The 19,018-nt window shown below is 46.1% G+C and carries 14 protein-coding genes and 1 pseudogene; 7 read left to right on the forward strand and 8 right to left on the reverse strand.

Going from position 1 to position 19,018, the window contains the following annotated elements:
• Positions 1 to 104 precede the first annotated feature (104 nt).
• Positions 105 to 3,602, forward strand: a pseudogene (locus R7P35_RS18905) (T6SS effector BTH_I2691 family protein).
• Between the two features lie 3 nt (positions 3,603 to 3,605).
• A complete protein-coding gene (locus R7P35_RS18910) occupies positions 3,606 to 4,550 on the forward strand; it encodes a hypothetical protein (protein ID WP_025767254.1) in 945 nt (314 codons plus the stop codon).
• 135 nt (positions 4,551 to 4,685) lie between these two features.
• On the opposite strand, the gene R7P35_RS18915 is transcribed toward R7P35_RS18910, so the two are convergent.
• From R7P35_RS18915 to R7P35_RS18925, 3 genes are read right to left on the reverse strand one after another with little or no spacing between them, the layout of a single operon-like run.
• Positions 4,686 to 5,102, reverse strand: coding sequence for a GtrA family protein (locus R7P35_RS18915; RefSeq protein ID WP_031781328.1), 417 nt, complete (start codon positions 5,100 to 5,102; stop codon positions 4,686 to 4,688).
• Positions 5,103 to 5,106: 4 nt separating this feature from the next.
• Positions 5,107 to 6,513 carry an ArnT family glycosyltransferase gene (locus R7P35_RS18920; RefSeq protein ID WP_169628525.1) on the reverse strand — a complete coding sequence of 469 codons (1,407 nt, stop codon included), beginning with the start codon at positions 6,511 to 6,513 and terminating at the stop codon, positions 5,107 to 5,109.
• A gap of 2 nt (positions 6,514 to 6,515) precedes the next feature.
• On the reverse strand, positions 6,516 to 7,556 hold the full coding sequence (locus R7P35_RS18925; RefSeq protein WP_213904855.1) for a glycosyltransferase family 2 protein: 1,041 nt from the start codon (positions 7,554 to 7,556) through the stop codon (positions 6,516 to 6,518).
• Positions 7,557 to 7,708: 152 nt separating this feature from the next.
• On the opposite strand from R7P35_RS18925, the gene R7P35_RS18930 reads away from it, so the two are divergent.
• Positions 7,709 to 8,386, forward strand: a complete 678-nt coding sequence (locus tag R7P35_RS18930; protein ID WP_005389368.1) for a response regulator transcription factor — start codon at positions 7,709 to 7,711, stop codon at positions 8,384 to 8,386.
• On the forward strand, positions 8,383 to 9,672 hold the full coding sequence (locus tag R7P35_RS18935) for a sensor histidine kinase (RefSeq protein ID WP_205390937.1): 1,290 nt from the start codon (positions 8,383 to 8,385) through the stop codon (positions 9,670 to 9,672). The genes R7P35_RS18930 and R7P35_RS18935 overlap by 4 nt, the downstream gene beginning before the upstream one ends.
• Positions 9,673 to 9,776: 104 nt before the next feature.
• On the opposite strand, the gene R7P35_RS18940 is transcribed toward R7P35_RS18935, so the two are convergent.
• Positions 9,777 to 11,015, reverse strand: a complete 1,239-nt coding sequence (locus tag R7P35_RS18940; RefSeq protein WP_064354152.1) for a leucine-rich repeat-containing protein kinase family protein — start codon at positions 11,013 to 11,015, stop codon at positions 9,777 to 9,779.
• Between the two features lie 223 nt (positions 11,016 to 11,238).
• Here R7P35_RS18940 and R7P35_RS18945 point away from each other — a divergent pair, with 223 nt between their 5' ends.
• Positions 11,239 to 12,135: a 1-aminocyclopropane-1-carboxylate deaminase/D-cysteine desulfhydrase gene (locus R7P35_RS18945; protein ID WP_064354217.1), complete on the forward strand. Its 897-nt coding sequence runs from the start codon at positions 11,239 to 11,241 to the stop codon at positions 12,133 to 12,135.
• Positions 12,136 to 12,174: 39 nt separating this feature from the next.
• Here R7P35_RS18945 and R7P35_RS18950 read toward each other — a convergent pair whose 3' ends face one another.
• Both R7P35_RS18950 and R7P35_RS18955 read right to left on the reverse strand, forming a co-directional pair.
• Positions 12,175 to 12,717, reverse strand: coding sequence for a hydrolase (locus tag R7P35_RS18950; RefSeq protein ID WP_005457944.1), 543 nt, complete (start codon positions 12,715 to 12,717; stop codon positions 12,175 to 12,177).
• Positions 12,718 to 12,867: 150 nt separating this feature from the next.
• Positions 12,868 to 13,728 carry a LysR family transcriptional regulator gene (locus R7P35_RS18955; protein WP_005376746.1) on the reverse strand — a complete coding sequence of 287 codons (861 nt, stop codon included), beginning with the start codon at positions 13,726 to 13,728 and terminating at the stop codon, positions 12,868 to 12,870.
• Positions 13,729 to 13,827: 99 nt separating this feature from the next.
• Between R7P35_RS18955 and R7P35_RS18960 the strand changes: the two genes are divergently transcribed.
• Both R7P35_RS18960 and R7P35_RS18965 read left to right on the forward strand, forming a co-directional pair.
• Positions 13,828 to 14,892, forward strand: a complete 1,065-nt coding sequence (locus tag R7P35_RS18960; protein ID WP_005376744.1) for an HlyD family secretion protein — start codon at positions 13,828 to 13,830, stop codon at positions 14,890 to 14,892.
• Between the two features lie 9 nt (positions 14,893 to 14,901).
• Positions 14,902 to 15,921, forward strand: coding sequence for a DUF2955 domain-containing protein (locus tag R7P35_RS18965; protein ID WP_025767250.1), 1,020 nt, complete (start codon positions 14,902 to 14,904; stop codon positions 15,919 to 15,921).
• A 1,008-nt stretch (positions 15,922 to 16,929) separates the two neighbouring features.
• Here R7P35_RS18965 and R7P35_RS18970 read toward each other — a convergent pair.
• Entirely contained in the window at positions 16,930 to 17,958 is a 1,029-nt protein-coding gene (locus tag R7P35_RS18970) for a methionine synthase (protein WP_005376742.1), read from the reverse strand.
• Between the two features lie 30 nt (positions 17,959 to 17,988).
• Positions 17,989 to 18,963: a DUF1852 domain-containing protein gene (locus R7P35_RS18975; protein ID WP_213904856.1), complete on the reverse strand. Its 975-nt coding sequence runs from the start codon at positions 18,961 to 18,963 to the stop codon at positions 17,989 to 17,991.
• Between the last annotated feature and the right edge of the window lie 55 nt (positions 18,964 to 19,018).

Below are 19,018 nucleotides of genomic sequence, written 5' to 3' on the forward strand. Positions count from 1 at the left end.
TTGATTGACGCAAAACCATAAAAAACTAACTCATTGATTTTTAATAGCTTTATTTTGGTGCGATATTTGCGTAACAGAGTAAAACTCTTAAACATGGGCTAACGATGAATCATCCACTTCCCCCAAAAACTTCTATGTTCTGGTATGACAACAGCTATACCTATGAGGAGGCCGTTCAGGCATTTGAAAGCGATGGTACACTGAAATCGCTGAATATCGTTCCAACCACGGAATCCGATGATCTTGCTGGCTCACCCCCAGAGCGCAGTATGTTTTGGGAGGGAGAAACAAAAAAAATCGATCCGCCACCGCCGTCTGAACCAGAGCCTCTCAATTTAAAAACTGAGAAGGAAGCAACGGAAGCATCACCTGCGCACTTTATCCCAGTCCGCTATGCCATCGATCAGCTAGAAACAGAAGAGACACAACCTTTTGGTTTGCCTGAAGAATGGAAAGGCTAAGGCCCAGCCAAACTCAATACCGTTGGTTACACCCTGCGTCAACTGCGCGACGGTTGGCTGTATGTCTATGATGCAATCAACAAAAGCTTAGACGAATACGAAATCAAAGGAACGCAATTCACGCTCTATAAGTTGGGAGAATCAGAAAGCCCAAAATCAGAGCAGCGTGGGACACCACAAGATGCAAAGCCCTTCCTTACTTACGTCAACGGAAGCGTACTATCGATTTGCTTCTCTGAGCACCGGTGGACATGGCACACGTTCATGCGCGTACTTAACAATCCGAGTAATCATATCGATCGCATGCAAACCATTGTTCTGTCCTCAAACGAGAATCAGCACAACATTGCACCAATAGATAAGTTAACCCAAGTCGCTGATATTGAATCTTCTGCCGTCGATGATGGTCGCTTTGCGGATTCTGGCATCGCCACCAAAGCAGATGAAGATGGTTCTGTCTTTAAACCTGTCGCAGTCGAAAGCGATTTAACCTCTGCGATTCCAGAAGAAGAATCAGGCTACTTCGTCGCGATAAAAGATTACGCCGCAGACATTCAAGATATGTCACTGCATTTTGTTGGTGCCGCAAGCCCTTACCGCCTTTTCACTGACCAGTTTTCAAACCAGTGGAACTTGATGCAGACCGCCATGCAACTGTGTATGTTTGGTGCAAGTGACGAGATAGACATGCCAGCTAGCGTTAAGCGTAACGGCGAAGAGCTGTCGTTTTATACCGACATGGCTGACTATTATGACTCCTCTCACCAACTTGATTTGGCAGAGCAGAACAAAAGCTCAGTTCAGTCCGGCTATCCTGCTAAATTTTCCGCTGGAGCGATTGAATCACACCAACATACCCAAAGTGACATTGCTAAAGCGATACAGGACAAATATCGAATTTCTGCGAGCCGTTTTGGTAAATACGAACAATGGATAGCGACTGAACGCTGGCGTCAGCAGCTCAACTGGAAGCAAATGCTGAGCGAGATGCAAGAGCTGTCAGAACAAAAAGAAACCATGCTAGCCCAAGTGGTTTCGGTCAAACGCGACTTTATTGCTGTAATGGAATCTTTGACACCTCATCATCTTGAGAGAATCTTCGACCTATACAGCGAAGACACGCAGTACAGCTTGTATCAACTGCACAAGCAAGCCGTTGAGTCATTTACTCTGGTGATGCAAGAAGAAGACCGCCAATGGGCTGAAAGCCAATGGGAAAGACCAACCAGTTTACTTGCTCTCTATGCCTCTGGGTTTAGTCGTAGTTTATTTAAAGTGATGGAGAAGAATATTACAGAGGCACTTGATGAACAGTCGATCGTCTCAGAAAATCCTGATCCTGATAATCAGTTGATGGACCAGATATCTGATACCAGCAACCGCGTGAATATGTACTCTAAGATCATGGACTTTGTTTCCAACCCAAACACTGCGGAAACAGCCTTTCTCAAAGATATCGCCAAAGGTTTCCAAGAGCTGGATATTATTTTTAAATCTGCAATAGGTGCGCTTGCAAAAGGCGTTGTAGAGTTTGGTGTTAGCATGACCTCACAAGTATCAATTTCGCTGATGCCTGTTTTCGCTAAACCTCTGAACCGTCATAGCTATTATTTATTTGCCGTTATTGCAGAACATATGGCACACAATATGCCCGTAACAATAAAAGAAGGTTACGCTCACGATTTTAAAAAATGGAAAACACGCGTAAATGATTATCTGATTAAGCTCGAAAAAAACGGTGCAATCATTGCTGACTTCCAGAAAAATAACCGCAAAGCTGACTCTAAATACACAACAGCTTTAGAAAATAGAAAGACTATTAAGAAGGCTCTCGCTGTAGCTACATTGGAGTACCCGCAGTACATTGAGTTACCTGATGATCTACCTCAAAGAACCATCGAGCTTAGAACGCGGATCGTGATGAATAAGCTCAATGATTTGAATAAACTGTTCGAGAATGCCGGTGGTCTAGGCTTTCTGGCATTAGTATTTAACTGCATCGCGCTTGGTGATGCCATGAGCAGTATCCAAGACACAGGGTTAACATCCTCAGATGAATTTTTGGATATCCAACAAAAGCTTTTTTATACAGCTAACGCTTGGACGGGGATTCGTACGGGTAAATTATGGGAGAATGTGAAGGGTGATCCCAAATTAAGAGCTCATTCATACAAAGTCTTAAAAGAGTTAGTGAATCAAAATGTCGAAGGTTTTGAAAACTTGATCCTTGATGACTTAAAGGTATTCCATAAATGGCTCGCAATCACAGGGGCTTTAGGAGCGCTAGCTTCAGGTATTGAGGCTTACCGTTCTTGGCAGAGTATCGATAACGTTTATGGCCTCGAAAGCAAATTATATTTAGCAAATACCGTAACACTTGGTTTAACTGGTGCGATTGGTGCGTTTCAGTTCTTAGGAGCCTCTACTGGTACTTTTTCGACTAACTTGCTTTTTGGTGGCCCGGTAACGGCAGCTTTAGTTATTCTTACAGTTACATACTTAGCCATCAATTATAAGTTGAATAAACTGAAACAAGATGATTTCCAAAAATGGTTAGATAAACTGCCTTGGGGTTATCACCCAGCTCGCACTCAGTGGAGCCAATCTTCGAGCTTGCCCGAGAGAGAGAAGCATAATTCAGCATTGGTGCAGCAAGCGCTGTTTGACTTACAATCTATTATTCAACAGCCTACAGTATACCATCAACCTGTTGAAAAAATACAGGCCTACCCAGGTTACACACATCGTGAGTTAATCGGTTTGGAAGTGCATATTCAACTGCCACGGCGCGCTGCAACGAATGGTATTACATTGAGTACCAACACCAAGGCAACAAAAGATGATTTGATGTCAGGCTCGTGGCATCAAAACGCAGATTTAGTCACGCTACAAACTCAAGACCAAACTAGCGCCGAATTGGTTGTGTACAAGGTAACATTGCCAATTAAAGAAGCAGACCATTACCTTGCCATGCAAGTGGAGTACGATGCAGAAGATGATGCGCCATCAAAGCGTGAGTATTGGTTCCAAAATAGCGTAAAACAGAGTGCAACTTATCGCTTGATTTCAGACAATACCAAACAAAACATCATTAAAAAATCACTTACCCCCGCTGTTGGCACATTAGGTTTTAAGGAGTAACCCTTGGCATATTCACCATTTTACATCACCCCAGAAGAGTTGGCAGTTTATCAAGAGGCACAAGAGCAAGAAATACTCGCAGGCGATAACGTCAGAACATGGCATAAGTATGATGTAGAGGAACCATTTCGCTATTACTTTAAACTTTTTGCGCTTCCATTTGTGATCGCCCCATTCCTATTAACTTTGTTTATACACACGAGTGACACGGTTGACGTAACTATTTTTTCTTTTATTTTGTCGGTGATGGTGTCTGGAGCCTTTTACCTTACGATTGGCCTCGACTATCGCTATGACTATATTTTTTCTGACAAAGGCTTTGTGATGAAGAAACGTCGCAACATGCCTAACTGGGTGAATACCGCCACGCAAGCCGTTGGCTGGATAGGTGCTGTGGTGTGTGTGGTGATGGTTGCGGTGGTTGGCCCGATGGCGTTAGCAGGCGCTGGTGCTTTTATATTAGTCTCCTTTAAAATGCTTAAACGTCAGCCTGATGAACCAACAGAAGTGAGGGTCGGAGAACGTGAAGACTGGCTCTTTGCTGATTATAATAAGAAAAGGAAAGTAATTAAGTTCTTTTTTAAGTATGACAGGTGCGAATACCAAGATACTGCTCAGGAGATTACTTTTCGCTCACAGGGACGATTTTATTGTTACATTTTCTTTAAAAATGAAGCGGAATTAGAATCCATGGTCACGCAACTGTCAGAGGTCTACAAACTGGATTGTAAAGAGGTCAATGATCATAAAAAGCTGTTTGAAGCGAAGCCTGAACCTAGACTTTTTACGACTCCCGCTTATTATCGAGAATACCCTACCAATGAAGTGTTTGATTTAAGGGATGCGAAAGCGCCACTCCCAGAGTGTAAGTATCTTTACAACGGCAAGTGGCAAACCGAGTTTGAAATCGAACAATCAAAATCTGAACTAACGGCAGCCAAGGTATAAACCTTGGCTTGTTTACCTTTTTACATCCCCCCCATGAAAAGCTTTAGGTTTACTCTGATGTACAAAAAGAAAAATTGGTTCAGATAACGAATTTTTAACTCGAGGATAGGATAGTAAGCCCGAACCTTTCTATCCTCAACTAAACACCCATTTTGCACTGAGTAAATAGTTACTCACCATGCCTGCCAATATGCCTAAGATCAAAGCCAAATAGACCATCACCCCTTGCGTTCCTAGCGCGAGCGTTACGCCTTTGAACACAATAAAGTTAGGCAAAGCACTGATAAAGGCACTCGCCATAAATTTTTGCCATTGAGCGAAAGGGTTGGTTTTTTCTGCTTGAGAGAAAGTCAGACAGCGATTGCCAAGCCAAGTCGTGGTTGCCGCAAACAAAAATGCAATCCCACGAGCCAGCATCAGCTCAAGACCAAACCAATGGAACAACACAGAAAAGATAAGGGTGTCGACCATAAAGCCGACACCACCTACTAGAGCAAACCTTGTTAACGAAGCAAACCTTTCCAGCGAAGTAAATTTTGGTAATTTGCGCATTCCGTTATCCAACCACACAGGTGTAGAGTGAGCGTTTCGATTTTGCTGTGAACTCGTTGGTACAACTCAACGCATTTTCATGAATCATGCTATCCACTTGCTGCGATTTACCAATCAGGTGGAATTTCTTCAGATTGTTTAAGTCATTCTTATGTTTAAGCTTTTTCGCCTGACCATGACTATAGAACTGGCCTGAAAACGGGCGCTTACCAATGTAGAAGACCGGAGCATTATCATTAATTTGCGCGAAGATTATGCGGTCGCTGCGGCTATCTGCTTTGCCCATATTCAAAACCAACATCGCAATCATAAGCAGGGCTGGCAACACCGCTGCCGTTCCGGTCAGCCATTTGAAATCGTGTTTATCCACCAGCATTGCAATCAAGATACCCAATGCAGGCACACCCGGTAGTACGTAAGCAGGCAAAATATTCCCAGCCATGGTGAACAAGATCATTGGTGAAATCAGCCAACACATCAGGAAGCTAAACAGACCTTGATGATCGGTTTCAATGGCTTTGAGTACCTTACGACGTTTCCACGCCAAGATAGGCAATACAATTGACCAAGGCGCAGCCGATTGCAGCCAGAATACCCAGATCATTCCACGTGGTTGATCATGAGCAGAGCCATACAAATCCCCTTCCCAACCGGCGACAACAAAACGCTTAAAGTGCTCGCCAACAATGAAATAATCAATAAATCCAGGCGTCGCCATTTCTGCCATGATGTACCAAGGCAGAGCAATCGCCAGCATGAACACCAACCCCGACACAATTGGAAAACGCTGCCACAAGGCTTTGAAGGCACCAAAGAAACCATGCTGAATCACGAGCCAAGGAAACACTGCGATGCCCATGATCACGATCGCCACTGGACCTTTCGCTAACAGCCCGCAAGCCAAGCCAAAGAAACCGAGATAACCCCACAATCGGCTGTGTTTGTCTTTGCCAAGCCAGCAGTAGTAAAAGCCGACCATCGCCATGGTCATTGCTAACGTCAGCGCCATGTCTGTCATCACCGCACCCGCAGCAATTGAAAAGATGCCACACGTCGCCAGTACCAACGCTGCGATGACTGCATTAAAGCCAGCGCGATGCGCCATGAAAGCAACAAAAACAATCGTCGCAACACCCGCTAACCAATGAGGCGCGCGCACTGCAAATTCATTCAATCCAAACAGCTCAATGCCGTAAGCACTCATCCAAGTGAACAGGGGTGGTTTCCCCCAAAAAGGCACGCCGTAATCAAACTGTGGGGTAAGCCAATTGCCGGTTTCCACCATTAAGCGCGCCATTTCGCCGTAGCGGGCTTCCGTGGTGTCCATCAAAGGGTAAGCGGCAAGTGAAATAAGACGGAGTAAAAGAGCAAACGCCAACAACAACCACAAATGGGTTTTATTAATACTCATGATTACGCGGTTTCTCCCAGTTTAAACTTCATGGTTTGGATGGATTGATGTTTTGCAGGCTGCTCGTAAACAGACTGAACAAGATAAAGAGGACGTTGCTTGGTCTCGACAAAAATGCGGCCAATGTATTCACCCAAAAGGCCAATCGACAGCAGTTGCACACCGCCCAAGGCAAGTTGCACCACCATCATGGATGGGTAGCCAGTGACAGGCTCACCAAACACTACGGTTTTCATCACAATGAATGCGCCATAGATAAAGGCACTGAACGCCACTAACGCACCGGCAAGTGTCGCTAAGCGCAAAGGACGAATGGAAAACGAGGTAATGCCGTCCATTGCAAGGCCAATGAGCTTGAGGTAGTTCCATTTGGTTTCACCACAGAAACGAGCGTCACGCTCAAACTGAACCGTCACTTGCTTGAAACCCGGCCAAGAAAAAATGCCTTTCATGTATCGGTTACGCTCTGGTAGCGCATTGATGTGTTTAACCACTTTTGCGCTCAGTAGACGGAAATCGCCCACGTTCTCTGGCACCTCTAATTTCGCCATGCTATTCAGCACTTTGTAAAAGCAAGCGGCCGAGAAGCGTTTGAACCAGGTTTCACCGTGGCGTTCACTGCGCTGCATGTTCACCACGTCATACCCTTCATGCCATTTTGACACCATTTGCGGGATCAACTCCGGCGGGTCTTGCAAGTCAGCATCAATCACGATCACCGCTTCACCTTGACAGTGTTCCAGCCCCGCACTCATGGCGGACTCTTTGCCGAAGTTACGGCTTAGTGCAATACAACGAACGTCGCTAGAAGATTGAGAAAAGTTTTGTGCGATCATTAGGCTGTCGTCTTTGCTGCCGTCGTCGACATAGACGATTTCGCAGCGTTCTGGTATTTCATCCAAAACGGCGGCTAAACGACGATGAAATTCAGGCAAGACTTCTTGCTCGTTAAAGAATGGCACCACAACAGACAAAACTGTTTTAGGCTCAGTGTATTGGCTCACCTTTGAAAAGGTTGCAGCGTGAATGTTGAAGGTTGACATGCTACTCTTCCACTAAATCCGATGAATGAATCCAGTCTACAAACATCAATGTGAAAGAGATGTTGTTGACATCTTTTTCACGTTCTTAGTGAATAATGTTCGGTTAAGACGAAGTCTTATTTTCGAAAACCCGCCCACTTGGAGACAAATACATGAAACGCGTACTTTTAGTCGAAGATAATCGAGAAATCGCAGGCATGCTGTTCGATTATTTTGAGTGTGCAGGTATGGAACTCGATTATGCAGACAACGGCGAGCTCGGCTTGAAACTGGCGATGGAAAACACCTTCGACATCATCTTGCTCGACCTCATGCTGCCACGCATGGATGGCTTGACCATGTGTAATAAACTTCGCGACGCGGGCAACAACACACCAGTGCTTATGCTGACTGCACTTGATAGCCGTGACGATATGCTCAAAGGCTTCCAACACGGTGCCGATGATTACCTGACCAAACCTTTCGATCTTGATATTCTTGAAGCGCGCATGATGGCACTGATCCGCCGTTACCGTGGCACTGTCGCGTCGAGTAAGTTGGAATACGGCGAAGTCTCTATCGACCAAAAAACGCGTAAAGCTTACCGCCAAGATAAACTGCTGGCGCTAAACCCCACCACTTACACCATTCTGGAAATGCTTGTGAAAAGCGCGCCAGACGTAGTAACACGTGAAGAAATCGCCTTCCAACTTTGGCAAGAGAACGAGCCGAACAACGACGTTCTGCGCAGCCACATTTACCAACTTCGCAACCAACTTGATAAGCCATTTGAACAACATGTGCTGATCACCGTGCCGAAAGTTGGCTTCCGCTTGGAGACAGGTGCATGATCAATCGCTTACTTGCTAGCACGCAAAGCACACAAAGTATGACAGGGCGACTCGCTCTGTTTTTCTCTTTTGTGTCGGTCGTGATTGGCATCTTCTGCTTTTTGTTGATTACTGGCTCCCTGCTTTGGTCTGAAGACCGCGTGGGTGAACGCCGTATTATGGTCGACAAAAAAGAAGCGATTGAACATTTCCAGTCCCACCCAGAGCAAGGCAGTATTCAGCTTGACCTGCTCACCACCGCATACAACGACATCTCATTGGTTGCCGAGCGCTACCAAAAATACCTAATAGGTCAAAAGCACTTTCTTGATGAAGTAGAAGACGGTGAATACTCGCGCATGGTTTACATGAGTACTTACACCTACAAAGGCGTTGAACATCCCGTGATTCTGGTTTCCTTGATTGATGAAATCGAGATCACCTCAGAGGAATTCATTCTCGTCGTCGCAATGGTGCTGTCCATTGTCGCCGTGCTGGTGTTCCTGTTTGGTAGCCTGCTGCTGCGTTTATCACAGCGCCTGATTGAACCCGTCAATGCGCTTAAAATCCAACTCGATCATCACCAAGGCGATGCCACGCAGACCTTTAGTGTGCCTGAGGGCTCAGCCAAAGAGTTCCAAACCCTTGCGGATGAGTTGAATGAGTACCGCCACAAAATCAACCAAGTCATCAAGCGCGAGCAAGCCTTTGCACGATACGCGAGTCATGAACTGCGTACACCGTTAACCGTGATGAAAGGCTCAAGCAGCTTACTGGCGAGAAGTGCGAACACGGATTTCCAAACCCGCCAAGTGCACCGAATTCAGGATGCAACGCAGCAGATGTCGACCATGGTGGATGCCCTACTCGGCTTAGTACGTTACGAGCGTAATGCAGATGATTCACCAGTGCGCAGCATCACCGAAGAAGAACTCAACCAAATCATCTTCCAAAGCCAAGCTCAGGCGGATGAGAAAGCACTCAGCTTTGATGTACAGATCGACGGCAACCCTAGAACGCGCGCGACCAATGCCGTGTTGACCATTATTCTTGGCAACCTGATTCGCAACGGCATCGCTGCGACACCTTCGGGATCAATTCATATCAATATGGATGAAAACACCATCTCGGTGCGCGATGAAGGTGAAGGCTTTTCGACCATTCCACATTCTGATGGGCACGGATTAGGTTTGATGATTGTGGACGATTTGTGCCAACGCTATGGCTGGCAATTTAAGATTGGTACACATCCAGAAGGTGGTTGTGAGGCGGTGATTAATCTTGCGTCAGAGCATCAAGAGGCTTGATCAGAGTAACTTCCTCAGCGCCTAATTCAATTGAGAGGTATCTACTTTGCTAAGTATCAAACGAGCAATTCGATACCTCTTTTTAATTTCGATTGAATGAAATCTTATGCTGCAAGCGCTGCTAGTCGATTGAATGCTTGCGATGCCGATTCCGACGCCTCACACACAGAAAACATATCTTCGATAAAGTACTTCAACGCTCTAGATTCAATGGTTCGGATTGCCGCTTGCTGTTCGTCCGATAAGTAACCGTAAATGCTCGCCGCACCAAAATCGCCGAAGATCATCTCACCTTGCTCATTAACCAAAGTATTGTGCGCATACAAATCGCCATGGCACACCTTGTTGTCGTGCAGGTGATTAAACACGTCCACCATCTGCTCAACAATGGAATTGACTTGCTCGACCGTCAACGTAAAACCTTGTGGGAATGTATCTCGGGTGCAAGTTTCCAACGTTGGTGGCAAACCCAAGTTGTAGTAACAGTTTGGGATCAGCTCCATCACCAAAGCAAGCTCATTACCGTCATCCACTTGCGCGATGGATTTCACCAAGTTGTTGTGATGCCCGGCTTGCAAACATGCTTCAAGTTCATCATGTGGGTAGCCGTCGCTGGTCACTTCGCCCTTGAACACTTTCACCGCCACTTCATTCGGGAAGTCGTATTGAGCGTCAGTCCAGTTAGCATGAGAAATCACACCACTCGCACCTTGGCCAAGAACATGATTAAGCGAGTAACTGTTTGTCGTCACTTTCGGCACACTGTCTAACGAAGATGGGTGTTTGCAGAATGGGTTACCTGCGAAAGCAAACCATGCCAATTTAGGCAGCTTCATCAACACATCCGGGAAGTGCTCTAACTGGTTCGCAGATAAACGAATCAATTCTAAATTGACCAAGTTTTCCATGCTGTTTGGCAGTTGTTTGATGCGATTGCCCGCCAATGCAAGCTTTCTTAGGCGTGGTCTTTCACCCAGACTGTTTGGCAGAACTTCAATCTCGTTGTCGGTCAGAATCAACCAACGTAACTGAGTTGGTAGTGAGGCTTCACTCACCACTTTAATCTTGTTGGTTTTAAACCCAACCATCTCAAGGTTTGGCAATTTACCCAAGACCTCTGGCAGATGGGTGAACTGGTTGTTGGAAGCAAAGATGATTTTTAGCTTGGTCAACTGTTCCAACTCTGGTGGTAAATCTGACAGTGCGTTACCAGACAAATCTAACACTTCAAGCGTTTCTGCAAGCTCTAAAATTTCCATAGGAAACTCAGTTAGCCCTTCTGCCAACTTCAGTTGTTTCGTTCCTACTAATTGTCCTGTTTTTAATTGTTCTAGAGTTTGCAAAACCAAGCCTTCTGATTGAGTTGAAATAAGCGGCGTAGTTTACGTGGCTTGAAGCAGAAAGGCGAGCCATTGCATTACAGCCCCAGTAAAAGCGCGTCAAAACATCAGGAATAACCGAAATGGTTGTACTGAAACCCAGACTTTTTATCTGGGTTTAATGGCGTTACACTACGCGCCCTTTTTAAATGGCAAAGGTGACACGGTTTATTCCGTCAGCATCGACATGAAACTCTCAGAAAGTCCTATCACCCAACATAGCTTTAATGGGCACAAATTTTTCCTTAAACGTGACGACATGCTCCACTCCCACTTTTCTGGGAACAAAGCACGTAAGTTTATGACGTTAATGGAAGAGCACAATCCCGACATCACCACGTTAATAAGCTTTGGCTCCGCTCAATCTAATGCCATGTACTCGCTAGCGGCTCTCGCCCAGATTAAAGATTGGGCATTTGAGTTTTATGTTCATCACATTCCATCTTGGCTAAAAAGCTCCCCCATCGGAAACTATCGCGGCGCTCTCGATTTGGGTATGAAAATCACCGCCATGCAAGACATCGGTAGCGAACTCCACCCTAGTGAGTACATCCACCAGGTACGAAGATTAGATGAATCGACATTGCTTATTCCAGAAGGTGGACGTTCCCACCTCGCTGAAGCTGGCATCAAACAGTTAGCACGAGAAATTCTTGATTGGACGCGATTGAGAGGTAAAGAGCAGTTTGCGGTCGCCCTGCCATCAGGCACTGGCACGACGTCTTTATATCTTCATAAACATTTAAGTCCACACGGCATTGAAGTGCTAACTTGCCCTTGCGTAGGCGATGCAGATTACTTAACTGAGCAGTTCAACCAGCTCGGTGAAAACAGCCACCCAACCATTTTAACTATCCGCAACAAACACCATTTTGGTCGCTTGTACGAAGAAGATTACATCACATGGAAAGCACTCTTTGAGCAAACCGACCTCGAATTTGACCTGTTATACGACCCGTATATGTGGCAATGCCTCACCCCTTGGTTGGAAGAGAACACAGATAAAATGGTGATTTATATTCACCAAGGCGGGTTACTTGGCAACGAGTCGATGTTGCCAAGATATCAACGAGAATTTGAATAGCGTGTTCAGATAAAGTTGTTGTTGATTCCAGTGATTACTCTATTTGATGAGCGCCAGAATTTCTTTGAATTCAGGTGCTCGGCAATCTTCGACCATTTCATACAAACACATTTCTAGCCCAGTGAGCACCACACCGTTAGCGGTTAACTTCGCAAGAGCGAGCGCTTTATTGGCAGCGGTTCGGGAAGATACACAATCCGTGACTAATTCAACGCGATAACCGGACTGGCGCAGAGAAACCGCGGTTTGATAGACGCAAATGTGGGATTCAATACCGCAAACCAACCAGGTATCAACTTTCGCGTTCTCCACCGCGACCTTAAACGTCGCCTCTTTGCAACCATCAAACGTGTACTTGGTAATAGGTAAATGCGTGCTTTCAAGCACTTCACGAATCGGCTCCGCGGTTGGGCCCAACCTTTCTGGATTCTGTTCTAGCCACAGAATAGGCAAATCTAGTGCTTTGGCACCCTTTACCAGTTTCGTGATATTTTCAATCAGTGCGTCGCTTTCATGCATTAATGTAGCGAGTTTGCCCTGAACATCCACCACAATCAGGCCCGTGTTTCCTTTCGATAACATTTCCATCTCCTATCTTGTGCGACCACAAACCATACTCAACAAGTTGAGCAACAGTTAATGTATCAGAACCCTTTCATATTAGAGCACTAAAACCTAGAAAGATGATCTTCGCTCACACATTTGCTCTTAGTTAAGAGTGGTTTGAACTGACTATTTAAATTTCTCTCGAATTAGCTCAATCAAGGCTTTGACTTTATTGGGCAGAAATAAGGCCGAGGGATAAATCAGAGTAAGATGCTGCTTCGGATGCGCGAATTGAGGCAGCACCTCGACCAACAAACCGTCTCTCAGTGCAGGCTTGGAGTGAATTTGAGGAATAAACGCGATGCCGTTTCCTGCTATCGCCATCGAGCGCAGCAAGTTGAGGTCGTCCGAGCGCAACGCCACATGCAGATCTGAATCGAGCAAATCGGCATTGTAACGATTAGTTAAAAGGCGATGCTGCTTAAGATCTTCCACCGTTTTTACTGGCGGATGCGATTCTAGATAGGCTTTTGACGCAACAAAGTGACTACGATAAGGCAAAAGACTGAACTGCACATAGCTGTCATCGGTGACTTTGACCACGCTCGGAAGAAGCTGTAAATCAAACGATTGACGCTTAAGATCGACACTCTCTTGATGGTTTTCAATCTCGACCGAAATCTCCGGATACCGCGTTGTGTACTCGGTGATGATCGCGTTAAACGCGGCAGAGCTCATCAATGCGGAAGGAATGGCTAAACGCACCTTGCCCGTCAGCTCTTGTTGATATTCGTGCATGGCATTTAAACCTTGCTGAATATGGTCAATAGGCTGCCCCACCAACTCAAACAAGCGTTTCCCGTGCTCCGTCAACTCAATGCTGCGTGTTGTGCGGATCAAAAGCTGTACCCCGAGCGATTTCTCTAATTCTTGCAGGCGACGACTCACTTTTGAGCGTTGTAGTTGATTCGCCTCTGCCGCTGCACTTATACCGCCGTGAACCACCGTCTGAGTGAATAGGTAAATATCATCAAAACTAACGTTCATTGTCCTATTTTTAGGTCATTTATGTTCGTATTATCATTCTACTGAATTGTGAGTGACTTCTCTATAATTCGCTATCCAATATGTTTAACGGAACTTGTAATGACGGCTGACCAAAAATTCAAACACTGGATGCGAACTTTGATTGTCCTGTTCATCGTACTATTTTTGTACATTATCATTGCTGACCGCCACGCCCCCTTAACGACCGAAGGACGAGTACAAGGATACGTTGTCCAAGTCGCGCCCGAGGTATCTGGTAAAGTGACCGACGTTCTCATCGAGAATAACCAGTCCGTTCAAAAAGGCGATGTGTTGTTTACGATTGATGATCGTAAATACAAGATAGCACTTGAACAGGCGGAGCTGTCTCTGCAATCCGCTTATGAAAAAGAAGCAACGCTGTATTCTCAACGCGAAGCCGCTCTTGCCAATATTGCCCGCGCACAAGCGACATTTGATAATGCACACCGCGAGTACAACCGCTTACTGACACTATCGAAGCAGAAAGTCATCTCTCAATCGACACTCGATAATGCCTTTGCCCAAAATCAGGTATCACGTGCAGCGCTTAAAGCGGAACGACAAAACTTAAAAGTCATTGAGGCGCAATTAGGCGATCAAAAAGGTCAAAGCACCGCCGTTCGAATTGCCAAAAACGGCATCGAAAAGGCGCAACTTGATTTGGCAAATACCGCGGTACTCGCTCCCAGTGATGGTGTCGTGACCAACCTGCAACTAGAAGTTGGCACGATGGCAAACACCAACATGCCATTGCTGACGTTTGTACCAACAGGATCACTCTGGGTAGCCGCTGATTTTCGTGAAAAGTCCGTCGCGAACGTAGACAAGACTTTCCACGCCTTGGTCACATTTGATGCCAACCCAGGTTCGGTGTACGACTTTGATTTAGCTAGCCGCGATTACGGTGTAGCAGCCGCACAACAAACGCCTAATGGCGCACTGACCAAAGTGGAAGTGAACAACCGCTGGGTACGTGATGCGCAGCGTACACGAGTGAACCTAACCAGCAGCGAAGAGTTACCACCAGCACTGTTTGTCGGCTCTCGCGCTACCATTGTTTTGTACCCAGACAACAGCATTTTCTGGCAGTTGATGGCGCAAGCACAGATTCACCTCGCAAGCTGGTTTCACTTCATTTACTAGGCGGCGACAATGAAAACCTTACGAATTTGGTTCGGCTGCTCTTTAGGGCTCGCGCTAAGCATGATCTTCGGTTGGTCTTACGGATTTTTTGCCATCATGATGCCGCTGTTTATATTGGGCAGAATGGACAACTTTAATATTTCGGCTTTATTGATCGTGTTTTTCTCTGCGGTGTGGACAACCATACAAGCCACATTTTTGCTGGAATACTTGCAGTTTCATCCAACATTAATGACCGTTGCCGTCGGAATCATGATGCTGTTCAAGTGCATTGCAATGATGAACCAGAAAACCTATTTGTTTGGTTACATGGGGCTGTTGGTGGGTTCAATTGTGTTGAATTTTGCCAGCTATAACTTCATGGATATTGAAGAGTTCAACGTCAACATGTGGGTGATGGCGTTCAGCAATATTTTTGTTTGCGCATTCGCGTATTGGTTGTTCCCGGAGCCAAAATCCCCCGCCGAGCACATTGAGATGTCGACCCCAGTAAAAAGCGATATTGACTACATCAGCCAAGTTGCTATGGGTTGGGTAGTGGCGATGGCGGCATTTATCGTATTCCAAGTAGCGGACTTATATGACTCGCTGTCCGCACAAGCTTCCATTTTGATCATCCTAACCCCAATGACTTTAGCGGGCTCGCTCGCCATGGCAAAAATTCGCATCATCGGCACCGCACTAGGCTGCATCGCAGGGATGGCTGTTCAGCTGATATTGGGCAGTTGGTATGGGCATGGGCTACTCTTTTGGCTCGCCTTTACCATTGCAATGGGGCCATTCTGCTTGTGGCTCACCAAAGGGCAAATTAAAGCGGCTATCGCGTTTTCTGCCATGTCTGCCCTATCGGTTCCGCTGACGACCTCATTGGTGCCAGAACAAAAAGACGCGTTCTTTTCGATCTTGTACCGTTTCAGCTCGATTTTCGTCGCGGTTCTGCTCACCGCGATGGTGATGTGGGTGGTGCATCACTGGATTCGTGTGATGTTGCTAAAGCATCCTGAGATTAAGAGCGTGGAGTTGAATTAAATCTGGCCGAGGCTGGAAACGGGAAATGTATGCCGATCACTTTACTGTGAGCGGCATTTTTATTTAAAACGGTCACCCTGAACAACGAGGGACGAGGTGATTCAGGAGCTACCCACCGAGTGCTGTGAAGTTCTAAGGTTATCGCCATTTTCCAGTGAGTTGTTAGTAGATTCCTAGTCTCGTTTAGACTCGCTGGAATGACCCGACCTTGGAGCTGCTCTAATACCTGGTGGATGGCGAGCAATGTATCTTCCAACATCCGTCATCCTGAACAGCGAGGGACGAACGTGATTCAGGATCTACCCACCGAGTGCTTTGAAGTTCTAAGGTTATCGCCATTTTCCAGTGAGTTGTTAGTAGATTCCTAGCCTCGTTTAAACTCGCTAGAATGATCCTATATTGGAGCTGCTCCAATACCTAGGGTTGTGGCGAGCGATGTATCTTCCAACATCCGTCATCCTGAACAGCGAGGGACGAGCGTGATTCAGGATCTACCCACCGAGAGCTTTGAAGTGCGAAAGTTATCGCTATTTCCTAGCGAGCTGTAACCCGATTCCCAGTCTCGTCTAGACTCGCTGGAATGACCCTCTCTTGGAGCAGATCCAATACCTAGGGTTGTGGCGAGCAATGTATCTTCCAACATCCGTCATCCTGAACAACGAGGGACGAGCGTGATTCAGGATCTACCCACCGAGTGCTTTGAAGTGCGAAAGTTATCGTCATTTCCTAGCGAGCTGTAACCCGATTCCTAGTCTCGTTTTAACTCGCCGGAAAGACCCTATCTTGAAGCTGCTCCAATACCTAGGGTTGTGGCGAGCAATATATCTTCCAACATCCGTCATCCTGAACAGCGAGGGACGAGCGTGATTCAGGAGCTCCCCACCGAGAGCTTTGAAGTGCGGAAGTTATCGCTATTTCCTAGCGAGCAGTAAACCGATTCCTAGTCTCATTTAAACTCGCTAGATTGACCCTAATTTTAGTTCATGGCGCGGAGCCTAAGTATTAATATCAACCCACCAACTCTTTACGAATGATCTCCGCACCCGCACTTAACGCATTGAGCTTAGCGGTCGATACTTCACGAGACAAAGGTGCCATACCGCAGTTGGTACATGGGTAAAGCTTGTCGGCATCAACGTACTTCAACGCCTCTCGCAATGTTTTCGCTACTTCTTCTGGCGTTTCAATTTCGTTAGTAGCGACATCAATCGCACCAACCATCACCTTCTTACCGCGAATCAACTCAAGCAACTCAATAGGCACTCGCGAGTTATGACACTCAAGCGAGATAATATCGATATTTGACTGCTGCAATTTAGGGAATACTTCTTCGTATTGTCGCCATTCAGTGCCTAGCGTTTGCTTCCAATCCGTGTTCGCTTTGATGCCGTAGCCATAGCAGATGTGCACTGCAGTTTCACATTTCAGCCCTTCAATCGCACGCTCTAAACACGCAATGCCCCACTCGTTCACATCATCGAAAAACACATTAAACGCAGGCTCATCAAACTGAATGATATCGACACCTGCCGCTTCAAGCTCTTTCGCTTCTTGGTTGAGGATTTTTGCAAATTCCCAAGCCAGCTTTTCACGGCTACCGTAATGATCATCATAAAGTGTGTCGATCATCGTCATAGGGCCTGGAAGCGCCCACTTGATAGGTTGCTTAGTTTGCTGACGCAAGAACTTGGCATCTTCAACAAACACGGGCTTTGTGCGGCTTACTGGGCCAACCACAGTCGGAACACTTGCTTCATAACGGTTGCGAATAGTCACCGTTTTGCGGTTTTCAAAATCTACGCCGCTTAAATGCTCAATAAAGGTCGTCACAAAATGTTGCCGAGTTTGCTCGCCATCACTGACGATATCAACGCCTGCCAGTTCTTGTTCTTGCAAAGCGACACGTAGCGCATCGCGTTTGCCATCAATCAGTTCTTCACCTTGCAGTTTCCACGGTGACCAAAGTTTTTCTGGTTCGGCCAGCCAAGAAGGTTTCGGTAAGCTGCCAGCCGTTGAAGTCGGTAATAGTGTTTTCATCGTCATTCCTTTCTAGATTCTCGTTATCTTTTACGCGTAATTTGCAGACCATTGTTCAAGCACAGATTGATAAGGTTTGATGAAATGCTCCTCGGCAAATTTCCCTTGTTCAATCGCCAGTTGGCTGCGCTCTTCTCGGTCGTAAACGATTTGAGTTAGCGAGTAGTCTAGGTTTTTTAGGTTTGGCTGGTAGCAATTACCGGCAACCGCGTTGGCATTGTAAATCTCAGGTCGGTAAATCTTCTGGAATGTCTCCATCGTGCTAATCGTGCTGATAAGCTCTAGGTTTGAATAATCGTTCAACAAGTCACCGAAGAAGTAGAATGCCAATGGTGCAACAGTGTTTGGTGGCATGAAGTAGCGCACCTGTAAGCCCATCTTCTTGAAGTACTGCTCCGTCAACGAAGATTCGTTCGGCTGATATTCAAAGCCCAAAACAGGATGTTGATTTTCGGTGCGTCGGTATACCTTGTTGTCCGATACGCTCAGACAAATCACTGGCAGCTTTTTGAAATGCTGTTTATAAGACTCAGAATTAACGAAAGCTTTGAACAGTTTGCCATGCAAATCACCGAAGTTCGCTGGGATGCTGAACTGTGGCTGGTTTTTGTTGTGGTCCAACAGCAAAACGCTAAAGTCGTAATCACGCACGTATGAAGAGAAGTTGTTGCCCACAATGCCTTCGATGCGCTCGTTAGTGTTGTGATCAACAATGTTAGTTTTGAGCACTTCAATCGATGGGAATGCTTCTCCACTACCTTGGATATCCATATCAACAGAGATGATTTCAAGTTCAACTGAGTAGCGGTCACCTTGCGCGTTATCCCAATATGCCAACGCATTAAAACGATTGTCGATCATTCGGAGTGCATTGCGCAGATTCTCTCGGCGGTAGTTTCCGCGAGCCAGATTAGCAAAATTGGTAGTGATTCGCGTGTTGTCTGATGGTTGGTAATTCTCATCAAAGCGAATGCTTTTGATAGCAAATGTGAAATCGTTATTCATCGTGAGTTGGTATCCTATTTCCTTAGATAAAGCAGACTATTCCTAACTCTGTGCA

It is taken from the genome of Vibrio sp. Vb0304, from assembly GCF_033338995.1.
Lineage (GTDB): Bacteria > Pseudomonadota > Gammaproteobacteria > Enterobacterales > Vibrionaceae > Vibrio > Vibrio alginolyticus.

Bases quoted from the DNA above. Each gene is read 5' to 3' on its own strand.
- R7P35_RS18975 (WP_213904856.1), bottom strand. From the start codon at position 18,963: ATGAATAACGATTTCACATTTGCTATCAAAAGCATTCGCTTTGATGAG.
- R7P35_RS18955 (WP_005376746.1), bottom strand. From the start codon at position 13,728: ATGAACGTTAGTTTTGATGATATTTACCTATTCACTCAGACGGTGGTT.
- R7P35_RS18925 (WP_213904855.1), bottom strand. From the start codon at position 7,556: ATGTCAACCTTCAACATTCACGCTGCAACCTTTTCAAAGGTGAGCCAA.
- R7P35_RS18960 (WP_005376744.1), top strand. From the start codon at position 13,828: ATGACGGCTGACCAAAAATTCAAACACTGGATGCGAACTTTGATTGTC.
- R7P35_RS18915 (WP_031781328.1), bottom strand. From the start codon at position 5,102: ATGCGCAAATTACCAAAATTTACTTCGCTGGAAAGGTTTGCTTCGTTA.
- R7P35_RS18950 (WP_005457944.1), bottom strand. From the start codon at position 12,717: ATGTTATCGAAAGGAAACACGGGCCTGATTGTGGTGGATGTTCAGGGC.
- R7P35_RS18945 (WP_064354217.1), top strand. From the start codon at position 11,239: ATGAAACTCTCAGAAAGTCCTATCACCCAACATAGCTTTAATGGGCAC.
- R7P35_RS18920 (WP_169628525.1), bottom strand. From the start codon at position 6,513: ATGAGTATTAATAAAACCCATTTGTGGTTGTTGTTGGCGTTTGCTCTT.
- R7P35_RS18970 (WP_005376742.1), bottom strand. From the start codon at position 17,958: ATGAAAACACTATTACCGACTTCAACGGCTGGCAGCTTACCGAAACCT.
- R7P35_RS18935 (WP_205390937.1), top strand. From the start codon at position 8,383: ATGATCAATCGCTTACTTGCTAGCACGCAAAGCACACAAAGTATGACA.
- R7P35_RS18930 (WP_005389368.1), top strand. From the start codon at position 7,709: ATGAAACGCGTACTTTTAGTCGAAGATAATCGAGAAATCGCAGGCATG.
- R7P35_RS18965 (WP_025767250.1), top strand. From the start codon at position 14,902: ATGAAAACCTTACGAATTTGGTTCGGCTGCTCTTTAGGGCTCGCGCTA.